The organism is Hymenobacter arcticus (assembly GCF_054779975.1).
This window is the reverse complement of the sequence record NZ_BAAGXF010000003.1, coordinates 253,603-270,875: the sequence shown is the minus strand read 5'-3', so window position 1 is coordinate 270,875 and position 17,273 is coordinate 253,603. Positions and strand designations below refer to the sequence as shown.

The window sequence follows — 17,273 nt, the reverse complement described above, 5'->3', positions numbered from 1 at the left end:
ACCACCATGTCAACTGCCTCGGCTACCCTGACTAGCGACAACGACATCCACCGCCGGGCTATTACGGTGGGCGGCCTACTCGTGACGCTGGGCATCATTTTCGGCGATATCGGCACCTCACCGCTCTACGTGTTCCAAACCATCATCGGCGAGCGGCAGGTGAGCGAGCTGCTCGTGTACGGCGGCGTATCGGCCGTCTTCTGGACGCTCACGCTGCAAACCACCGTCAAGTACATCTTGCTCACGCTAGAGGCCGATAACCACGGCGAGGGCGGCATTTTCTCGCTGTTCTCGCTGGTGAAGGGCCGCGGCCGGTGGCTGCTGTTTCCGGCCATCATCGGGGCGGGCACGCTGCTGGCCGATGGCATCATCACGCCGCCCATCTCGGTAACGTCGGCCATCGAGGGCCTGAAGATTCTCTACCCGGCCCTCAACCAGGAAACCATCGTGATTGCGGTGCTGGTGATTATCTCGCTACTATTTGGTTTTCAGCAGTTTGGCACCAAGGTGGTGGGCGCTTCCTTTGGCCCCATCATGCTGCTGTGGTTCTCGGTTATCGGCACGCTGGGCCTGCTCCAGATTGTGCAGCACCCCGGCGTGCTGGCCGCCCTCAACCCCGTGTACGCCGTACGCTTGCTCACCGAGTACCCCAAGGGTTTCTGGCTGTTGGGAGCTGTGTTTCTGTGCACCACCGGGGCTGAGGCCCTGTATTCGGACCTGGGCCACTGCGGCCGCAAGAACATCCGCTCGGCCTGGGTTTTTGTAAAGATTACGCTGGTACTCAACTACCTGGGCCAGGCTGCTTGGACGATGGGCCACGTGGGCCACTCGCTAGCCAGCAACCAAAACCCGTTTTTCATGATTGCCCCGAAGTGGGGCATCGTGCCGCTCATCATTTTGGCCACCATGGCCACCATCATCGCGTCGCAGGCGCTCATCTCGGGCTCTTATACGCTTGTTTCCGAGGCCGTTAGCCTCCGCTTCTGGCCCAAGGTGCGGGTGCTGTTCCCGACCGACGAGCGCGGGCAGATTTACGTGCCCAGCATCAACTGGCTGCTGTGGTTTGGCTGCGTGTGCGTGCAGTTGCACTTCCAAACCTCGGAGGCCATGACGGCCGCCTACGGCTTCTCCATCACGGTGGCCATGCTCATGACCAGCATCCTGCTTGCGCAGTATTTGCGGGGCGTCAAGCACTGGGCCATTCCGGTGGTAGTGGGTATCATGCTGATATTCTTTACGGTAGAGCTGTCGTTTCTCATCGCCAACATCACTAAACTGCTCAACCGGCTGGGCATCCTGGTCTTCGAGTGGGGCCTCATTTTTATGATGTATCTGGGCTACAAGGGCCGCGAAATCAAGAATCGCCTCATCAAAACGCTGCCCGTGGCCACGAGCATACCCAGCTTCCAGGAGCTGAGCACCGACGAGTCGATACCGCGCTACGCCTCCAACCTGGTCTACCTCACCCACAGCAAAAAGGAGGGCGAGCTGGAAAACGAAATCCTGTACTCCATCATGCGCAAGCAGCCCAAGCGGGCCGACCGCTACTGGTTTGTCAACATGAGCATCCTCACCGAGCCCTACTCGGCGCGCTATTCGGTGGAGGAGTTGGTGAAGGGTGTAGCCTATAAAATCAATTTCAAGCTGGGCTTTCGCGTGTCACCGCGCCTGAACCTACTGTTTCGCCGGGCCTTGGAAGAAATGGCCCAGAGCGGTGAGCTTGACATCACCTCGCGCTACGACTCGCTGGCCCGCCACCACCTGCCCGGCGACTTCCGCTTCGTGGTGCTCGAAAAAGTACTGAGCTACGATAATGAGCTAACCTGGCAGGAGCGCTTCTTCATGAACGGCTACTTCTTTATCAACCGCTTCGCCATCTCCGACCAGCAGCTCTTTGGTTTGGATACCAGCGATGTAGCCATCGAAAAAGTGCCGCTCACCATCAAGCCCGCCGCCCGCAGCTACGACCTTCTGCGCGACCCGCTCACCGAGGCTACCGAGCCCACTCGCGCCCAGGCCACCGAAACCGTAGCAGTGCCAGAGTCCGTTTAAACATTTGATAAACAGAACTATATAAAACAGAAAGGCGGGCTGACCAGAGGAATACCTCTGGTCAGCCCGCCTTTCTGTTTAGCTGCTGCCTAAATCAAGTCGCCCAGCTCCTTCACCCCAATGGGCCGCTGCACGGTGTAGCCTTCGCCAAACTCCACCCCTATCAGGTGCCCAAACTCACGCGCCCGCGCCTCCATAAAGTGCGCAAACGTTTGGCCCGACAGGTAGGTACTCGGGGCCGTAGGGTCGGCATTTTTATTGAAAAACTGCGTGCCGTAGGCATTGATACTCGCCCACTTGCCGGCCCAATGCGGCGTGATGTCCACCACAAAGTCGGCCGGAATCTGCCGGTCCTGGATATAGTAGTACACGTTTTTGGGCCGCCACGGGGCCTGCGGCTGGCCATCTTCGCCCAGCGTCTCAATCATGCGCAGGCCACTCAAAAAGCAGGCATCGGTGGCCAGCTGCGCGCCGCGCCCGTGGTCCGGGTGCCGGTCCGTAACAGCATTGCAAAGTACCGTCTCAGGCTGGTAGCGCCGAATGGCGGCGATGAGCGGCAGCTGGTGCTCCCGGTCGTTCTTAAAAAAGCCATCGGGCAAACCCAGGTTCTCGCGCACGTTCAGCTGCAAAATCTTGCTGGCCGCCGCCGACTCCTCGGCCCGCGTCTCGGGTGTGCCACGCGTGCCCAGCTCACCCCGCGTGAAATCCACGATACCCACGCGTTTGCCCGCCGCTACCGCCGCCAGCAGCGTGCCCGAGCACGACATCTCCACATCATCGGGATGGGCTCCGAGAGCCAAAACATCTAACTTAACCACAGATTCAAACGGATTTAACGGATTTCGCAGATACGTCGCTGACGCGGCTGGCTACGTTATACTTACTATTATAAAACCTGAGAAGCTCCTGCAAAGGGCAACTTCCTACTTCTAAAAACCACCAAACGTCTCGAAAAGAAGTCGCGTAGCCAGCCGCGTAAGCGGCGTATCTGCGAAATCCGTTAAATCTGCGGTCTATTTGACGCGCAGCTTTTTGCCCGGCTGGAGCTTACCACGCAGGCTGGGGTTCAAGCGCTTAAGCGTGGTTACGCGCACGCCGTAGCGGTCGGCAATTTCGGAAAGCGTGTCACCCGAGCGAATCTTGTGGGTCGCTATCTGGCGCGCAGCTGTGGGTTCACCCCGATGGCTGCGCCCGCGCCGCACGGCCTGATTGTAGTAGTTAAAGAGCGCCGAAGTAATCGTAAACGTGTCGCCCCGCAGCTGATAGCCAGGGAAATTGTAGACGTAGGTAGGATTAATTGGATTGCCTTCATAGCGCACCTCAAAGTGCAGATGCGACCCCGTGCTGCGGCCCGTGCTACCCCCCAGTCCGATTACCTGGCCAGCCCGCACAAAAGTGCCCACCGGCAACAGCGACTTGCTCAAGTGTCCGTAGAGGGTTTCGAGGCCATTGTAGTGGCGCACAAGCAGATAGTTGCCGTAGCCGCCGCCATCCCACTTACTGATGCGGATAACGCCGTCAAAGGCGGCGCGCACCGAATCGCCGGTTTCCAGGTCCAGGTCAACCCCAAAATGCCAGCGCCCCCACCGAAAGGTGAAGCCCGAGGTAATGGGCGTGGTAGTGAGCGGCATCTTGGAAAAGCGCTGCCGCTCGGGCTCGGTGAGGCGCAGCGTGAGCGTGTCGCGAATGCGGCGGCCATCTACCCGGTATGGGTTGATGTTATGCGTGTCCCAGATGGAGTAGTAGCCCGCCACCTTCACCCACGACGAGTCAATGAGCACCTCGTCCGACATCTCCACTATCTCCTGGCCGCCCTCGTTAAGCGAGGTCGTGTCTTCGCTCACAATGCTAAGCTTGCGCGAAAGATTGAGCACCGACTTGGCGGCATCCGACTTGGCATCGGGCATTTCTTCCGTCTCCACAATGGAGGTGGTATCGGGCCTCACGTAGCGCATAGTGGGCGTGCGCCGATGGAAGAAGTCGCGGTTGCGGGGCGTGCCCGCCCGCGCCTTGGGAGCGGGTTTTTTCTTGCGCCGCTGCGCCTGCGCGGGCTCTGCCGCCCCCAGCCAAAAGGCCAAGAGCAGCAGCAGCGCGGGCAAGCGGTAAAAAAGCTTGTGGAAAGTCAAATGAAGCCTAAAATGACCGCAGTGGCCCGGTTCGCGAGCCACTGCGGGGAGGTATGGAAGTAGAAAGTCGCCGGGCCCTACTGGCTGGCTGCATTCGCAAATAATAGCTAGCTATGCAGGCCAGCCAGGAAGCGCTCGGCATCCAGCGCAGCCATGCAGCCGGAGCCCGCCGCCGTCACGGCTTGCCGGTAAGTAAAGTCCTGCACATCGCCGCAGGCAAACACGCCGTCCACGTTCGTCTTGGCCGAGCCGGGAATGGTTTTGAGATAGCCCTGCTCGTCGTGGTGCAGGTATTCTTGGAAAATCTTGGAGTTGGGCTCATGCCCAATGGCCACGAAGAATCCGTGAACGGGAATCTCGCGGGTTTCGTGTGTCACCAGGTTTTTTACCCGCACCCCTTCCACAGCGTGCTCGCCCAAGATTTCATCAGTTGCCGTGTCAAACAGCACCTCAATCTTGGGGTTGTCGAGCACGCGCTTCTGCATGATTTTGGAAGCGCGCATGGCATCCTTGCGCACTAGCATGTACACCTTCGAGCAGAGGTTGGCGAGGTAGTTAGCCTCCTCCGCCGCCGTGTCGCCAGCGCCCACAATGGCCACTTCCTTGCCCCGGTAGAAGAACCCGTCGCACACGGCGCAAGCCGACACGCCCGAGCCGTTCAAACGGGCCTCCGAGGGAATCCCCAGCCACTTGGCCGATGCACCGGTAGCAATGATAACCGAGTCGGCCGTCAACTCCAGGCTTTCATCAATCGTAATCTTATGGGGAGCACCCGAGAAATCAACCTTCGTGGCAATGCCATAGCGAATGTCGGTACCGAAGCGCTCGGCCTGCTTTTTGAGGTCTTCCATCATCTCCGGCCCCATCACCCCGTCGGGGTAACCCGGAAAATTCTCTACGTCGTTGGTAATAGTAAGCTGCCCGCCGGGCTGCAAGCCCATGTACATAACGGGCTTCAAGCCCGCGCGAGCAGCGTAAATGGCGGCCGTATAGCCCGCCGGACCCGAACCAATAATCAGGCAATGAATGTGTTCCGACATTTGACAGTATGGCGTGCAGTTTTTGCACGCGTTATTAAATAATTACTTACAAGTACCTGCTAGCTACCTCCGGCCGTCACATGTATTTGTACCAATCCTCAAGTAAAACTCCATCTTCAAAAATGGCTATTTTATGCGGCCATTTACTTGGAAACAACTGAATTCCCTGATTTTCATGGTCAATACGCATACCCCATTCAAAATCACCACCTGCTAGTGGAGTTCCTTTAAAAGTTATCTCGTTGCCAGGTAGCACCTTAAAAATGAGTGCTTCAGGTTCTAGTTGAATCTCAATAGGCTCATCCTTCTTCCAGCAGGTGAACGTAACAACAGAGCTGACCATGTAGTTGGAAGGGCTTCGGTATTTCGCTGAAGTAAAGCCGGGGCTTTTTGCTACAAAAAACCCCAACCTTACAGCCGGGGTTTTCAGTCAACAAATTTAAGTAGAAATTAGCCCAGATAAGGCTTCAAGGCCTTCGAGCGCGACGTGTGGCGCAGGCGACGAATGGCCTTTTCCTTTATCTGGCGCACGCGCTCACGGGTCAGGTTGAACTTCTCGCCAATCTCTTCCAGCGTCAACGCAGCCTCGCCATTCAGCCCGAAGTAGAGCGTAATCACGTCGGCCTCACGCTTGGTCAAAGTCGAGAGGGCGCGCTGCACTTCCTTGCGCAACGAGTCGTTCATCAGGCCCGAATCCGGCGTTTCTTCGTCCTCGTTTTCGAGCACGTCGAGCAAGCGGTTTTCTTCACCTTGCACAAACGGCGCATCCACCGATACATGGCGACCTGAAATTTTCAGAGTATCCACTACCTCCGAAGTCGTCAGTTCCAGTACTTCGGCAATTTCCTCGGGCGAAGGCTCACGCTCGAATTTCTGCTCCAGCTCCGAGAACGACTTGCTGATTTTATTTAGCGAGCCCACTCGGTTCAGGGGCAAACGCACGATGCGGCTCTGCTCGGCCAAGGCTTGCAGAATGCTTTGGCGAATCCACCAAACGGCGTACGAGATAAACTTAAAGCCCCGGGTTTCATCAAAGCGCTTAGCCGCTTTGATAAGGCCAAGGTTACCTTCATTAATGAGGTCACCCAGGCTAAGACCTTGATTCTGATATTGTTTAGCTACCGACACCACGAAGCGCAGGTTAGCTTTGGTTAGTTTCTCCAGCGCTTTCTGGTCCCCGTCGCGGATGCGCTGCGCCAGCGTCACCTCCTCGTCGGGCGTCAGCAGGTCCACTTTGCCAATCTCCTGGAGATATTTATCCAGCGACTGACTTTCGCGGTTGGTAATCTGCTTGCTGATTTTTAGCTGTCTCATCGGTAACGGCGCTAACTAGGTAATTCTAAAGAAGTTAATCGGAAATAATTGCTTGAGTAGGCTTGCACCGGTTCAACTGAAAACAACAACGCTGTACGAGCGAAAGTTCTTTTAGGCCATCGTATGGTGCAGGTAAGCAGGTTGGCCAGCCACTCTAAAAATGCTGTCCAACCCGCTTTTTTCCTACGCAAAAACTACGCCTGCTTTTCGAGCAGCACTTTGCGCGACAGGCGGTATTTACCGGTTTTCTTGTCAATATCCACCAGTTTCACGTCAATTTCCTGGCCCACTTCGAGCACGCCTTCCAGCGAAGCAATACGCTCGTGGGTGACTTCCGAAATGTGCAGCAGACCATCCTTGCCGGGCATGATTTCCACAAACGCGCCGTAGGGCTGAATGCTGCGCACCTTGCCTTTGTAGGTTTCGCCAATTTCAGGCTGCGCCGCAATGGCCCGGATGCGGTCGATGGCACCCTGCATATCCGTCTGGTTGGAGGCGTAGATGCTTACGTGGCCCTTCTCGTCCTTCTCCTCGATGATAACCGTGGCGTTGGTATCCTTCTGAATCTGCTGGATAACCTTACCGCCCGGCCCGATGATGGCACCGATGAACTCTTTGTCAATCAGCATCTTGTGCGAGCGCGGCGTGTGAGCCTTCAGCTCAGCAGCCGGTGCCGAAATGGTCTTCGCCATCTCGCGCAGAATGTGCAGGCGGCCTTCGCGGGCCTGGTGCAGCGCGGCGGTCAGAATCTCATTGCTCAAGCCCTGGATTTTGATGTCCATCTGACAGGCGCAAATGCCTTTCTCGGTGCCGGTTACCTTGAAGTCCATGTCGCCGAGGTGGTCCTCATCGCCCAGGATGTCCGAAAGCACGGCGTATTCGCCGGTTTCTTTGTCCTGCACGAGGCCCATGGCAATGCCGGCCACGGCGGAGGTAATCTTCACGCCGGCATCCATCAGCGCCAGCGAGCCGGCGCATACCGTGGCCATCGAACTGGAGCCGTTTGACTCCAAGATGTCCGACACGATGCGGATGGTGTAGGGGTTTTCGTCGTCGGGCGGCAGCACTTGGCGCAGCGAGCGCAAGGCCAGGTTGCCGTGGCCGATTTCGCGGCGGCCAGCGCCGCGGTTCGGCTTCACTTCGCCGGTCGAGAAACCGGGGAAGTTGTAGTGCAGCATGAACTTAGAGTACCCCTTGGCCAGCGGCTGGTCGACGATTTGCTCATCGAGCTTGGTGCCGAGCGTGGCCGTAGTCAGGCTTTGGGTTTCGCCGCGGGTGAAGATGGCCGAGCCATGCGCACCGGGCAAGTAGTTGATTTCCGACCAGATAGGGCGAATTTCGGTGAGCTGGCGGCCATCGAGGCGCACGCGCTCCTTCACCATCATATCCCGGATAGCCTTCTTCTCAGCCGACGAATAGTAGCGGCTGAATAGCTTGGTATCCAGCTCGGGCTGCTCCGCCATCAGCTTGTCCAAGAATGCTTTCTTAACGGCCGAAAAGCCTTCCTTACGGCCACCCTTGCTGGTGTTGCCGGTGCGGGCTACGTCGTAGGCACCCTGGTAAACACCGTCGCTGATGAGTTTTTTCAGCGTCTCGTTTTCCTCGTACTTAGGGTACTCGCGGGGCTGCGACTCGGGCGTGCGGCCCACGGCCTCCGCCAGTTCTTTCTGCATCTGGCACTGCGCCTTGATGGCTTCGTGACCGAAGGCGATGGCGGCTACCATCTCCTCTTCGCTCACTTCCTTCATGGCACCTTCCACCATGGCTACTGAGTCGGCAGTTGCGCCTACCATCAGGTCCATATCGGCGCGGGCCAGGTCAGAGGTTTTGGGGTTAATCTGGAACTGACCGTCGATGCGGGCCACGCGCACTTCCGAAATCGGACCGGCAAATGGGATATCCGAAATCGAGAGGGCGGCCGAGGCGGCCAGGGCGGCCAGCGCGTCGGGCTGCACTTCTTTATCGGCCGAGATGAGGGTAATCATTACCTGCACCTCGTAGTGATAGTCTTTGGGGAACATGGGCCGCAGGATGCGGTCCACGAGGCGGCACACCAGGATTTCGTAGTCGCTCAGGCGGCCTTCGCGGCGCTGAAATGAACCCGGAATCTTACCGGCCGAGCCGAATTTCTCCTGATAATCAACGGATAGCGGCAGGAAATCAACGCCGTCGCGCTGGCTGGGGGCCGACACCACCGTGGCCAGCAGCATGGTATCGCCGAGGCGAACCACTACGGCACCATCGGCAAATTTGGCCAGCTTGCCGGTTTCAATGGAAATCTGGCGGCCGTCGGGCAGCGCCAGGGTTTTAGTAATCGCGTGGGGAGCGGGCATTGGGGAGAGTATAGACTGAAGACGTGAGACACGGGACATGAGAAGTTGTACGGGCACCCCGCTGCGGCCCCGGTAGCAGCAAACCAAAGTTTGTGCGCCGTGTGCGGGCCGGGCGTCTCATGTCTTAAGCAGACAATGGGCAAAAAAAAGAGTAGGGAACCCCCACTTGGAAGGCTCCCTACTCTCAGCAGGTGGGCTTACTTGCGGATGCCCAACTCCTTGATAATCGCGCGGTAGCGGTTGATTTCGCGGTGCTGGAGGAAGTCCAGCATCCGGCGGCGCTTACCTACCAGCTTCAGCAGGCCCAGGCGGGTGCTGTGGTCTTTCTTGTTCACTTTCAGGTGCTCGGTGAGGTGCTGAATGCGGTGCGTGAACAAAGCAATTTGCGACTCGGCCGAACCGGTATCGGTAGTTACTTTCTGAAGGCTGTTTTTTTCGAAGATGGCCTGTTTGGCCTCGGTCGAGAGTTTCATCGGCAGATAGGGAGAACCCGTCTTTGATTAAAAAATAAGAAAAATGCGTACCCCACAACTCGGGGCGGGTGCAAAGGTACGGGCTTTCGCCCAAAAAACCTAGCCTTGCTCGGGAGTTGAGAGCACCAGCCGCCGCAGGCGCGGAAACCGCGGCAGCCGCTGAGCCAGCCGCCGCCAAAAGTCCGTTTCCAACAGCCCCGAGTCATTATAGGCCTGGTACAAGAAAAACAAGCCAAACGGCAGCAGCACGGCATTCGACAGCCACATGCCTACGCCCACGGGCAGTACGAAGTCGCGCCCGTACTTCGAGCCCATGGTGTCGAACACATAGAACACGATAAAAAACAGGATGGATACTAGGATGGGCACCCCTAGCCCACCCTTCTTGATAATGGCCCCCAACGGGGCCCCAATGAGGAACATGAGCAGCACGGCCATCGATTGCGTGTACTTGCGGTAGACCTCGATGCGAAATTCGGCCGAGTCGCGGGCAATCTCATAGAGCCGCTGCGTGGTAGAGGTGACAAACGAGTTGACGTTGCGCGCCCGGTTGAGGGCCTGCTCTACCTGCGACGCGTTGAGCGTACCCAGCCGGGCGGCGGGCACCTTTAGAAGGGCCAACTTGCGGTTTTGGGCGCGGCCCGTGGAGTCGAGGCGCAGGTAGGCATAGTAGCCACTGAGGCGCGCGGGTAGGGTTTTACGCTCGCGCGCCAGCGTGCGCTGAATGGAATCGGACCCGTGCACCAGTTGCGGAATGTTGAGCATCATGCGGTTGGTCTGAAACAGCTCCTTCTTCGTCTCATTGAGGTTAAACGATGACAGCGAGAAGGTTATCATGTTTCGCTTGAAAGCCTGCCGGATGAAGGAGGACGCCGAACGGTTCTGGGCGTCGGGCTGCTCCACGTAATTGTGGCCCCTAAACAACTCAAAGCCAAGGTATTGACCCCCAAAGCGGGTAAACATGCGGCCCGAGTCGGCGAGCATCACCGTAGCGTTGCCCGACTTCTGGGTGTGGTCGTAAATCATGATGCCCATCAGGATGTCCTTGTTGGGGCCCACCTTGCGGTCTACCTTGATAGTGTAGCCAGGAATACCGTTGTAAAAAACGCCGGGCCGGATATCAAGTGCTAGCTTTTTCTGGCGCACATCCCAGAGTAGGCTATAGGCGCTGAGGTTGGCCTTGGGTACAATGCGCTGGTTGAACCAGAAGGCCGTGCCGGCCAGCACCATGCTCACCAGCCACACCGGCCGCAGGATGCGCGTGAGAGCAATGCCCGAGGCCTTGATGGCCGTCAGCTCGTGGTGCTCGCCCAGGTTGCCATAGGTCATCAGCGACGACAGCAGCACGGCCAGCGGCAGCGAAATGGGCACAATGGTGACGCTGAGGAAAAACAGTAATTGCAATATCACACTGATACCTAGGTCTTTACCTACAATATCATCCAGGTACTTGAGCAGCATCTGGGTAAGGAAAATGAATTCTACTACCGCAAACGTGAGCAGGAAGGGCCCGGCAAAGGCCTTCAGAATGAGCTTATCTAATTTCTTCACAACAATAAGGTACTAGGCGGAAGCAGGCCTTTTCACGGGCCTCAACGCAAGCTTGCGGCTTCTAGTGCAAGCCGAGCGCCAAGCGGCTGCCTAGCCGCCTACTTGCTCACGCAGTTTGCCCACGAGGCCCTCCCACAGTTCCTGGTGCTCCTGCAAATCAGAGTGGTCGGAGTAGTCGGTGACGCGCAAAAATACTTCATCCGTGATGCGGGACGACTCCAAGGAGAAGTCAAGGTAATTAGCATCGAGCAGCGGGCGCTTTTGCTCGTCCAAAAACACGTAGCGGATGCTGCGGCCGGGGCGCTGGGTGGCAATTTCGGCAAAATGACTTTGCTTGTCCCACACCATGTTGAGGCGGTGGTCGGGGTCGAGGCGCACGTCATCACAAAACCACTGCGAGAGGCCCGAGGCCGAGGCGATATACGGGAAAAGTATTTTGGGTGAGGCGTTTATCGAGTATTCCATCTCGAAGCGACGCTTGGCGCTGGCAGTGGGCACGGCCATAAGCAAGTAAATAGATGAGCCCGCACCAGCCACTAGCGAAAGCGGCTCCACGAGCAGGAAAACAACATTTTTTACGAGAATATTTGCAGCAAGATAGTTTTTTGCTACCTTTGCACTCCCAAACAGACCCGGCGGGATAGCTCAGTTGGTTAGAGCACAGGATTCATAACCCTGAGGTCACGAGTTCAACTCTCGTTCCCGCTACTTGTAAATGAAGCACTTGCGCACCTTGTTGCGTGAGTGCTTTTTTATTTACGGGGTAATTTGGCATCATCAGGAATAGGAGTAGGTATTTGGGGGTGCGAAGGTACGCACTACCCCACCCTCCTGAGACCATGGCGCAACAGATTGAGGTCCACGGGCTGCACCCGGGAAAATCAACGTTGTGCTACCACGCCGGAGCGGCCCAAACATTACGGCAAACACCTGCGTACCGCGCTAGCTCAACTGGTTAGCGGCATCAGCCAGGCTGGGCAAGGTACCCACAGGCACGGGGGCAACGTATCTAGGCGCACCTACCCCAGCAGCTTGCCAAACGAAGCCGCGAGGCAGTAATAACCACACCATGTAGTGCAGCGCCTTGTGGCGCACGGCTACCGTACGCAGCTAACAATGCCACTGGCATTGGGGTCCAGGAAAGGGGGCTCGCGGGTACTCGACTGGAACCTAGCCACGCTATCAAACTAATTTAAGCAACGTTCGCCTGCGAGTATCGACGAGATGGAAACAAGTACAACCACAATCTGGGCTATTTCGGTGGTTTCCATTGCGCTGGTCATCACGAGGCCTTTTAAAGTACCCGAATACGTGTGGGCGGTGAGTGGGGCGGTTCTACTCCTGCTTTTCCAACTTCTGACACCCGCCGAGGGCATAGCAGGCGTGGTAAAAGGCCTAGACGTGTACCTCTTTCTGACGGGCATGATGCTACTGGCCGAAACGGCCCGCGAGGAAAAGCTTTTCGACTGGCTGGCTGCTCACGCTACCCGACTGGCTCAGGGTTCGGCGCAGCGGCTGTTTCTCCTCATTTACCTGGTGGGTGTGGTAGTTACCACGTTCCTCTCCAACGATGCGACGGCGGTGGTGCTTACGCCCGCCGTAGCCAGCGCTGTGCGGGCCGCCAAGGTAAAAAACCCGCTGTCATACCTGTTCATTTGCGCGTTTATTGCCAACGCCGCTTCCTTCGTGCTGCCCATCTCCAACCCGGCCAACCTGGTTATTTACGGCGCGCATATGCCGCCGCTGTTGGTTTGGTTGCCGCGTTATCTATTGCCGGCGGCCGTTTCCATTGTGACGACCTATTTTCTATTGCTGCGCACTCAGAAAGCGGAATTGAGTCAGGACATTGAGCAAGACATTGACATTCCCACGCTCGAACGCGGGGGCAAGGTAGCCTTGGCGGGCATCGGGATTACGGCGGTAGCGCTATTAGTAGCCTCGGCCCTCGACTCACCGCTGGGTCTGCCCACCGCCATCACGGGCACGCTTACGGCCATTATCGTACTCTTTACCGCGCGCAAAAGCCCGGTTAAGATTATAAAAAGCGTGTCTTGGTCGGTACTCCCGCTAGTAGCCGGACTATTCGTATTGGTGGAAGCACTCAACAAAACGGGCGTGACCAAGTGGCTCACCTCCTTGCTCAATACCGGAGCCGAGCAATCGGCCACCAAAACGGCCTGGGCCAGCGGCGTAGGCGTGGCGCTGCTCTGCAACGTGATGAACAATCTGCCCGCGGGCCTGATTACGGGCAACGTACTGCAAAATGCCCACTTGTCGGAAACGATTAAGAGCGCCATGCTAATTGGCATTGACCTGGGTCCCAACCTCTCCGTAACGGGTTCGCTGGCCACTATTTTGTGGCTGACAGCGCTCCGGCGCGAAAATATCGAAGTAGGTGCCTGGCAGTTCCTCAAACTAGGTGCGCTAGTAATGACCATACCGCTACTACTAGCAATTGGGTCGCTCTTTTTATTACCGCACTAATTCGCCGCGTTTTGGCTAGCCTCACATCTCTGCTAGTTCCCTGCTGTTAATCGTAATCGGTAGATTTGGCTGGCCCGGCGTGTAGAAATACGTGTTCAGCCCTAGTAATGAAGGTTACCAAAAGCAGATGGACGTCAGAATTATACGTATGTATAAGCGCTAATTTTCAACTAACCAAATGCAAAAAACGCCTGCCCTTATGAAAAGGCAGGCGTTTTTTTATGATTAAGCAATTACTCCTCAAGATGGAGTAGTACTTACTTCGCTTTCTCCACGATGCCAGCAAAAGCGGCGGGATGGTTCAGGGCCAGGTCGGCTAGTACTTTGCGGTTGAGCTCGATGCCAGCCTTTTTCAAGCCGCCCATCAGCTGCGAGTACGACAGGCCGTGCTCACGGGCACCAGCGTTGATACGCTGAATCCAGAGTGAGCGAAACTCACGCTTCTTTACTTTACGGTCGCGGTAGGCATAAAGCAAACCCTTTTCGACGGCGTTTTTCGCAACGGTCCATACGTTCTTGCGGCGGCCATAGTAGCCTTTGGCAAGACGCATGATTTTCTTACGGCGGTGGCGCGAGGCCACGTGATTTACACTCCTTGGCATAACCTAAGTTGTTTTTGGTAGCCGGCGCTCCGCGTTAGCGGAATCTTGTGAGGCAGCCGGAAACCTGGTGATAAAATTTAGAATGAAGAATTAAGCGTGAGGAATCAGATTATGCACTTGGTGAAAAGGCAATTTTCCGTTCCTTCGTCTTAAGCCCAAATCAGATGTTGAGCATCTGGCTTACGCGGTTCATGTCGGCCGAACTAACGAGGCCGCTATGGGTGAGGGCGCGCTTACGCTTGGTGCTCTTCTTGGTCAGAATGTGCGACTTGAAGGCGTGCTTGCGCTTCACTTTGCCGGTACCGGTCAGCTTGAAACGCTTTTTGGCACCCGACTTGGTTTTTACTTTAGGCATGGTTGTGGTTGATTATTGATTGTTAGGTACTGACGCTGAACGGGTTACTCGACCGGCAGCGGCAGCCATCAACAAACGGGGTTAAGCTATTCGGCAGCGGCGGCGGGCTCCTGAGCAGGCTTGGCTGCTTCTTTGGGGGCCTTGGGCGCTTTGTCTTTTTCGGGGACGGCAGCTGGCTTGGGGGCAGCTTTGGCCACTACGGCGGCCTTTGGGGCCAGGTAGAGGAACATGCGCTTGCCTTCCAGCTTGGGGAGCTGCTCTACTTTGGCCAGTTCTTCGAGAGCCTGGGCAAATTTGAGCAGCAAGATTTCACCCCGCTCTTTGAAGACGATGCTACGACCCACAAAGTGAACGTACGCTTTGATTTTGGCGCCTTCCTTCAAAAACTCCTGCGCGTGCTTGAGCTTGAAGTCGAAGTCGTGGTCATCGGTGTTGGGGCCGAAGCGGATTTCCTTGAGCACCACTTTGGTCTGCTTGGCCTTCAGCTCGCGGGTTTTCTTCTTCTGCTCGTACTTGAATTTCGAGTAGTCGATGACGCGGCAAACGGGCGGCACGGCCGTGGGCGAAATCTCCACCAGGTCCAGGTTTTGGTCCTGGGCCATTTTGCGGGCCTGGTCGGTGGGGTAAATACCCTGCTCGACATTATCCCCCACCAGGCGAACCTCGCGGGCGGTGATTTTCTGATTGATTTTGAACGGCTCCTCCACCTGCTGGCGGGGCACGTACCGACGATTAGGGGTAGCTATGGCTAAAGTCCTCCTGCTAAAGTGTGGCGGTAATAATTGAAAGGCAACGAACAGCCAGCCGCAAAGGCCAGTCGTTCGGGGGGCAAATATCCGACTTTTTACTGGCAAATCAAAATGCCAGGGCAAATTAGTAGGTAATGGTCAAGGATTGAGTGGTAACAACGGCCTGAAACAGACCTGTTATTACTCCTTACTCCCTGACCATTAACCCTTAAACTTACCCCATGGCCTCGGCTACCTGGCTGTTGACGCTCTGGATGAAGCTGTCGATGGGCATGGAGCCCAGGTCGCCTTCGCCGTGGCGGCGCACACTGACGATGCCGTCCTGCACTTCTTTTTCGCCAACTACCAGTAGATAAGGCGTTTTGGCAATTTCGGCGTCGCGGATTTTGCGGCCGATGCGCTCGTCGCGGGCATCGACGGTGCCGCGCAGGCCAGCGGCTTCGAGGCGGCCTTTGACTTCGTAGGCGTAGTCGGCAAACTTGTCGGAGATGGGCAGCACAATGAACTGCTCGGGTGAGAGCCAGAGCGGAAAATTACCGGCGGTGTGCTCGATGAGCACGGCCACGAAGCGCTCCAACGAGCCAAATGGGGCCCGGTGAATCATAACGGGGCGCTGCTTAGTATTGTCGGGCGCAACGTACTCCAGGTCAAAGCGTTCGGGCAAGTTGTAATCGACCTGCACCGTGCCTAGCTGCCAGCGGCGGCCCAAAGCATCGCGCACCATAAAGTCGAGTTTGGGGCCGTAGAAGGCCGCTTCGCCCAGCTCGGTAACGGTGGTCAGGCCCTTTTCGGCGGCCGCTTGGATGATGGCGCTTTCGGCAATGGCCCAGTTCTCGTCGGTGCCGATGTACTTGGTCTTGTTCTCCGGGTCGCGCAGGGAAATCTGGGCCGTGAACTCGGTGAAGCCCAGGGCTTTGAACACATAGAGCACCAGGTCCACTACTTTCTTGAACTCCTCCACTACCTGGTCGGGGCGGCAGAAAATGTGCGCATCGTCCTGGGTAAAGCCGCGCACACGGGTGAGGCCGTGCAGCTCGCCGCTCTGCTCGTAGCGGTACACGGTGCCAAACTCGGCGAGGCGCACGGGTAGGTCGCGGTAGCTGCGGGGCTTGGTGCGGTAGATTTCGCAGTGGTGGGGGCAGTTCATCGGCTTGAGGAAAAACTCCTCGCCGGGGTTGGGCGTCTTGATGGGCTGGAAGGAATCGGCCCCGTATTTCTCGTAGTGACCGCTAGTCACGTACAGCTCCTTGGCGCCAATGTGAGGCGTCACAACTGGCTGGTAACCAGCTTTTACCTGGGCTTTACGCAGAAATTGCTCGAGGTTCTCACGCAGGGCCGTGCCCTTTGGCAGCCACAGCGGCAGGCCCGCGCCCACCTTCTCGGAGAAGGCGAATAGCTCCAGCTCCTTGCCCAGCTTGCGGTGGTCGCGGCGCTTGGCTTCTTCGAGCTTTTCGAGGTACTCGGTGAGGTCCTTGGCCTTGGGGAAGGTGATGCCGTAGAGGCGGGTGAGCTGCTTGTTTTTCTCGTCGCCGCGCCAGTAGGCGCCGGCCACGTTCATGATTTTGGCCGCCTTGATGGTACCCGTGTCGGGGATGTGCGGGCCGCGGCAAAGGTCGGTGAAGTTACCCTGCGAATAGAACGTGATGTTGCCATCGGCCAGGTTTTCGAGTAGCTCCAGCTTGTAGGGGTCCTGCTTTTCGGTGAAGTAGGCAATGGCCTCAGCCTTACCCACTTCGCGGCGCTCGAACTTGCTTTTGTTCTTGGCTAGTTCGAGCATTTTCTTCTCGATGGCCGGGAAGTCGTCGCTGGAAATGGTGCGGCCTTCACCCAGGTCTACGTCGTAGTAGAAGCCGTTTTCGATGGCGGGGCCGATGGCCAGCTTCACGCCGGGGTACAGCAATTCCAGGGCTTCGGCCATGAGGTGGGCCGAGGAGTGCCAGTAGGCCTGCTTGCCGCCGGCGTCGTTCCAGGTGAGAATTTCGAGGGCCGCGTCTTCGGTGAGGGGGCGGTGCAGGTCGCGAATTTCGCCGTTTACTTTGACAGCCAAGGCGTTGCGGGCGAGGCCTTCGCTGATGCTGGCGGCGAGGTCGTAGCCCGTAGAGCCGGCTTCAACCGGGCGCACGGAGCCGTCGGGGAGGGTAATTTGGAGCATAACTAGGTAGGCTATTGCTTGCGGTGAGCGCATAGCAGGCGC

The 17,273-nt window shown here is 57.1% G+C and carries 14 protein-coding genes, 1 tRNA gene and 1 pseudogene; 3 read left to right on the top strand and 13 right to left on the bottom strand.

Annotation, left to right across the window (positions count from 1 at the left end; all coding sequences use genetic code 11):
• The first annotated feature begins 6 nt into the window (after positions 1-6).
• Positions 7-2,052, top strand: a complete 2,046-nt coding sequence (locus tag ACYVGC_RS07605; protein ID WP_460583207.1) for a KUP/HAK/KT family potassium transporter — start codon at positions 7-9, stop codon at positions 2,050-2,052.
• Between the two features lie 89 nt (positions 2,053-2,141).
• On the opposite strand, the gene bshB1 is transcribed toward ACYVGC_RS07605, so the two are convergent.
• The 9 genes from bshB1 to ACYVGC_RS07560 all read right to left on the bottom strand — a co-directional run bounded on the left by bshB1 (position 2,142) and on the right by ACYVGC_RS07560 (position 11,393).
• On the bottom strand, positions 2,142-2,852 hold the full coding sequence (gene bshB1, locus ACYVGC_RS07600) for a bacillithiol biosynthesis deacetylase BshB1 (protein WP_460583206.1): 711 nt from the start codon (positions 2,850-2,852) through the stop codon (positions 2,142-2,144).
• 213 nt (positions 2,853-3,065) lie between these two features.
• The gene (locus ACYVGC_RS07595) at positions 3,066-4,178 is read right to left on the bottom strand and encodes a peptidoglycan DD-metalloendopeptidase family protein (RefSeq protein ID WP_460583205.1); all 1,113 of its coding nucleotides are present in this window, start codon (positions 4,176-4,178) and stop codon (positions 3,066-3,068) included.
• Positions 4,179-4,285: 107 nt separating this feature from the next.
• Complete coding sequence (trxB, locus tag ACYVGC_RS07590) at positions 4,286-5,218, bottom strand: NAD(P)/FAD-dependent oxidoreductase (protein WP_460583204.1); 933 nt, start codon at positions 5,216-5,218, stop codon at positions 4,286-4,288.
• Positions 5,219-5,294: 76 nt separating this feature from the next.
• Entirely contained in the window at positions 5,295-5,561 is a 267-nt protein-coding gene (locus ACYVGC_RS07585; protein ID WP_460583203.1) for a hypothetical protein, read from the bottom strand.
• A gap of 107 nt (positions 5,562-5,668) precedes the next feature.
• On the bottom strand, positions 5,669-6,532 hold the full coding sequence (locus tag ACYVGC_RS07580) for a sigma-70 family RNA polymerase sigma factor (protein ID WP_144842942.1): 864 nt from the start codon (positions 6,530-6,532) through the stop codon (positions 5,669-5,671).
• Between the two features lie 194 nt (positions 6,533-6,726).
• The gene (gene pnp, locus ACYVGC_RS07575) at positions 6,727-8,865 is read right to left on the bottom strand and encodes a polyribonucleotide nucleotidyltransferase (RefSeq protein ID WP_460583202.1); all 2,139 of its coding nucleotides are present in this window, start codon (positions 8,863-8,865) and stop codon (positions 6,727-6,729) included.
• Between the two features lie 197 nt (positions 8,866-9,062).
• On the bottom strand, positions 9,063-9,338 hold the full coding sequence (gene rpsO, locus ACYVGC_RS07570; protein WP_283564316.1) for a 30S ribosomal protein S15: 276 nt from the start codon (positions 9,336-9,338) through the stop codon (positions 9,063-9,065).
• A gap of 99 nt (positions 9,339-9,437) precedes the next feature.
• Complete coding sequence (locus tag ACYVGC_RS07565) at positions 9,438-10,889, bottom strand: LptF/LptG family permease (RefSeq protein WP_460583201.1); 1,452 nt, start codon at positions 10,887-10,889, stop codon at positions 9,438-9,440.
• A gap of 90 nt (positions 10,890-10,979) precedes the next feature.
• A complete protein-coding gene (locus ACYVGC_RS07560) occupies positions 10,980-11,393 on the bottom strand; it encodes an START-like domain-containing protein (RefSeq protein ID WP_460583200.1) in 414 nt (137 codons plus the stop codon).
• Positions 11,394-11,523: 130 nt separating this feature from the next.
• Here ACYVGC_RS07560 and ACYVGC_RS07555 point away from each other — a divergent pair.
• Positions 11,524-11,597, top strand: a tRNA-Met gene (locus tag ACYVGC_RS07555).
• Between the two features lie 516 nt (positions 11,598-12,113).
• Positions 12,114-13,373 carry an arsenic transporter gene (locus ACYVGC_RS07550; RefSeq protein ID WP_460583199.1) on the top strand — a complete coding sequence of 420 codons (1,260 nt, stop codon included), beginning with the start codon at positions 12,114-12,116 and terminating at the stop codon, positions 13,371-13,373.
• A 257-nt stretch (positions 13,374-13,630) separates the two neighbouring features.
• On the opposite strand, the gene rplT is transcribed toward ACYVGC_RS07550, so the two are convergent.
• The 4 genes and pseudogenes from rplT to thrS all read right to left on the bottom strand — a co-directional run bounded on the left by rplT (position 13,631) and on the right by thrS (position 17,231).
• On the bottom strand, positions 13,631-13,975 hold the full coding sequence (rplT, locus tag ACYVGC_RS07545; RefSeq protein WP_283564319.1) for a 50S ribosomal protein L20: 345 nt from the start codon (positions 13,973-13,975) through the stop codon (positions 13,631-13,633).
• 160 nt (positions 13,976-14,135) lie between these two features.
• Positions 14,136-14,330, bottom strand: a complete 195-nt coding sequence (gene rpmI / locus ACYVGC_RS07540; protein ID WP_068333789.1) for a 50S ribosomal protein L35 — start codon at positions 14,328-14,330, stop codon at positions 14,136-14,138.
• A 188-nt stretch (positions 14,331-14,518) separates the two neighbouring features.
• A pseudogene (infC, locus tag ACYVGC_RS07535) lies at positions 14,519-15,076 on the bottom strand (translation initiation factor IF-3); the annotation flags it as partial.
• A 217-nt stretch (positions 15,077-15,293) separates the two neighbouring features.
• Positions 15,294-17,231, bottom strand: a complete 1,938-nt coding sequence (gene thrS / locus ACYVGC_RS07530; RefSeq protein WP_460583198.1) for a threonine--tRNA ligase — start codon at positions 17,229-17,231, stop codon at positions 15,294-15,296.
• Between the last annotated feature and the right edge of the window lie 42 nt (positions 17,232-17,273).

Excerpts from the sequence above, each read along its gene's own strand:
- ACYVGC_RS07605 (WP_460583207.1), top strand. The coding sequence starts at position 7 with ATGTCAACTGCCTCGGCTACCCTGACTAGCGACAACGACATCCACCGC.
- trxB (WP_460583204.1), bottom strand. The coding sequence starts at position 5,218 with ATGTCGGAACACATTCATTGCCTGATTATTGGTTCGGGTCCGGCGGGC.
- ACYVGC_RS07585 (WP_460583203.1), bottom strand. The coding sequence starts at position 5,561 with ATGGTCAGCTCTGTTGTTACGTTCACCTGCTGGAAGAAGGATGAGCCT.
- ACYVGC_RS07580 (WP_144842942.1), bottom strand. The coding sequence starts at position 6,532 with ATGAGACAGCTAAAAATCAGCAAGCAGATTACCAACCGCGAAAGTCAG.
- pnp (WP_460583202.1), bottom strand. The coding sequence starts at position 8,865 with ATGCCCGCTCCCCACGCGATTACTAAAACCCTGGCGCTGCCCGACGGC.
- rpsO (WP_283564316.1), bottom strand. The coding sequence starts at position 9,338 with ATGAAACTCTCGACCGAGGCCAAACAGGCCATCTTCGAAAAAAACAGC.
- ACYVGC_RS07560 (WP_460583200.1), bottom strand. The coding sequence starts at position 11,393 with ATGGCCGTGCCCACTGCCAGCGCCAAGCGTCGCTTCGAGATGGAATAC.
- ACYVGC_RS07550 (WP_460583199.1), top strand. The coding sequence starts at position 12,114 with ATGGAAACAAGTACAACCACAATCTGGGCTATTTCGGTGGTTTCCATT.
- rplT (WP_283564319.1), bottom strand. The coding sequence starts at position 13,975 with ATGCCAAGGAGTGTAAATCACGTGGCCTCGCGCCACCGCCGTAAGAAA.
- rpmI (WP_068333789.1), bottom strand. The coding sequence starts at position 14,330 with ATGCCTAAAGTAAAAACCAAGTCGGGTGCCAAAAAGCGTTTCAAGCTG.
- thrS (WP_460583198.1), bottom strand. The coding sequence starts at position 17,231 with ATGCTCCAAATTACCCTCCCCGACGGCTCCGTGCGCCCGGTTGAAGCC.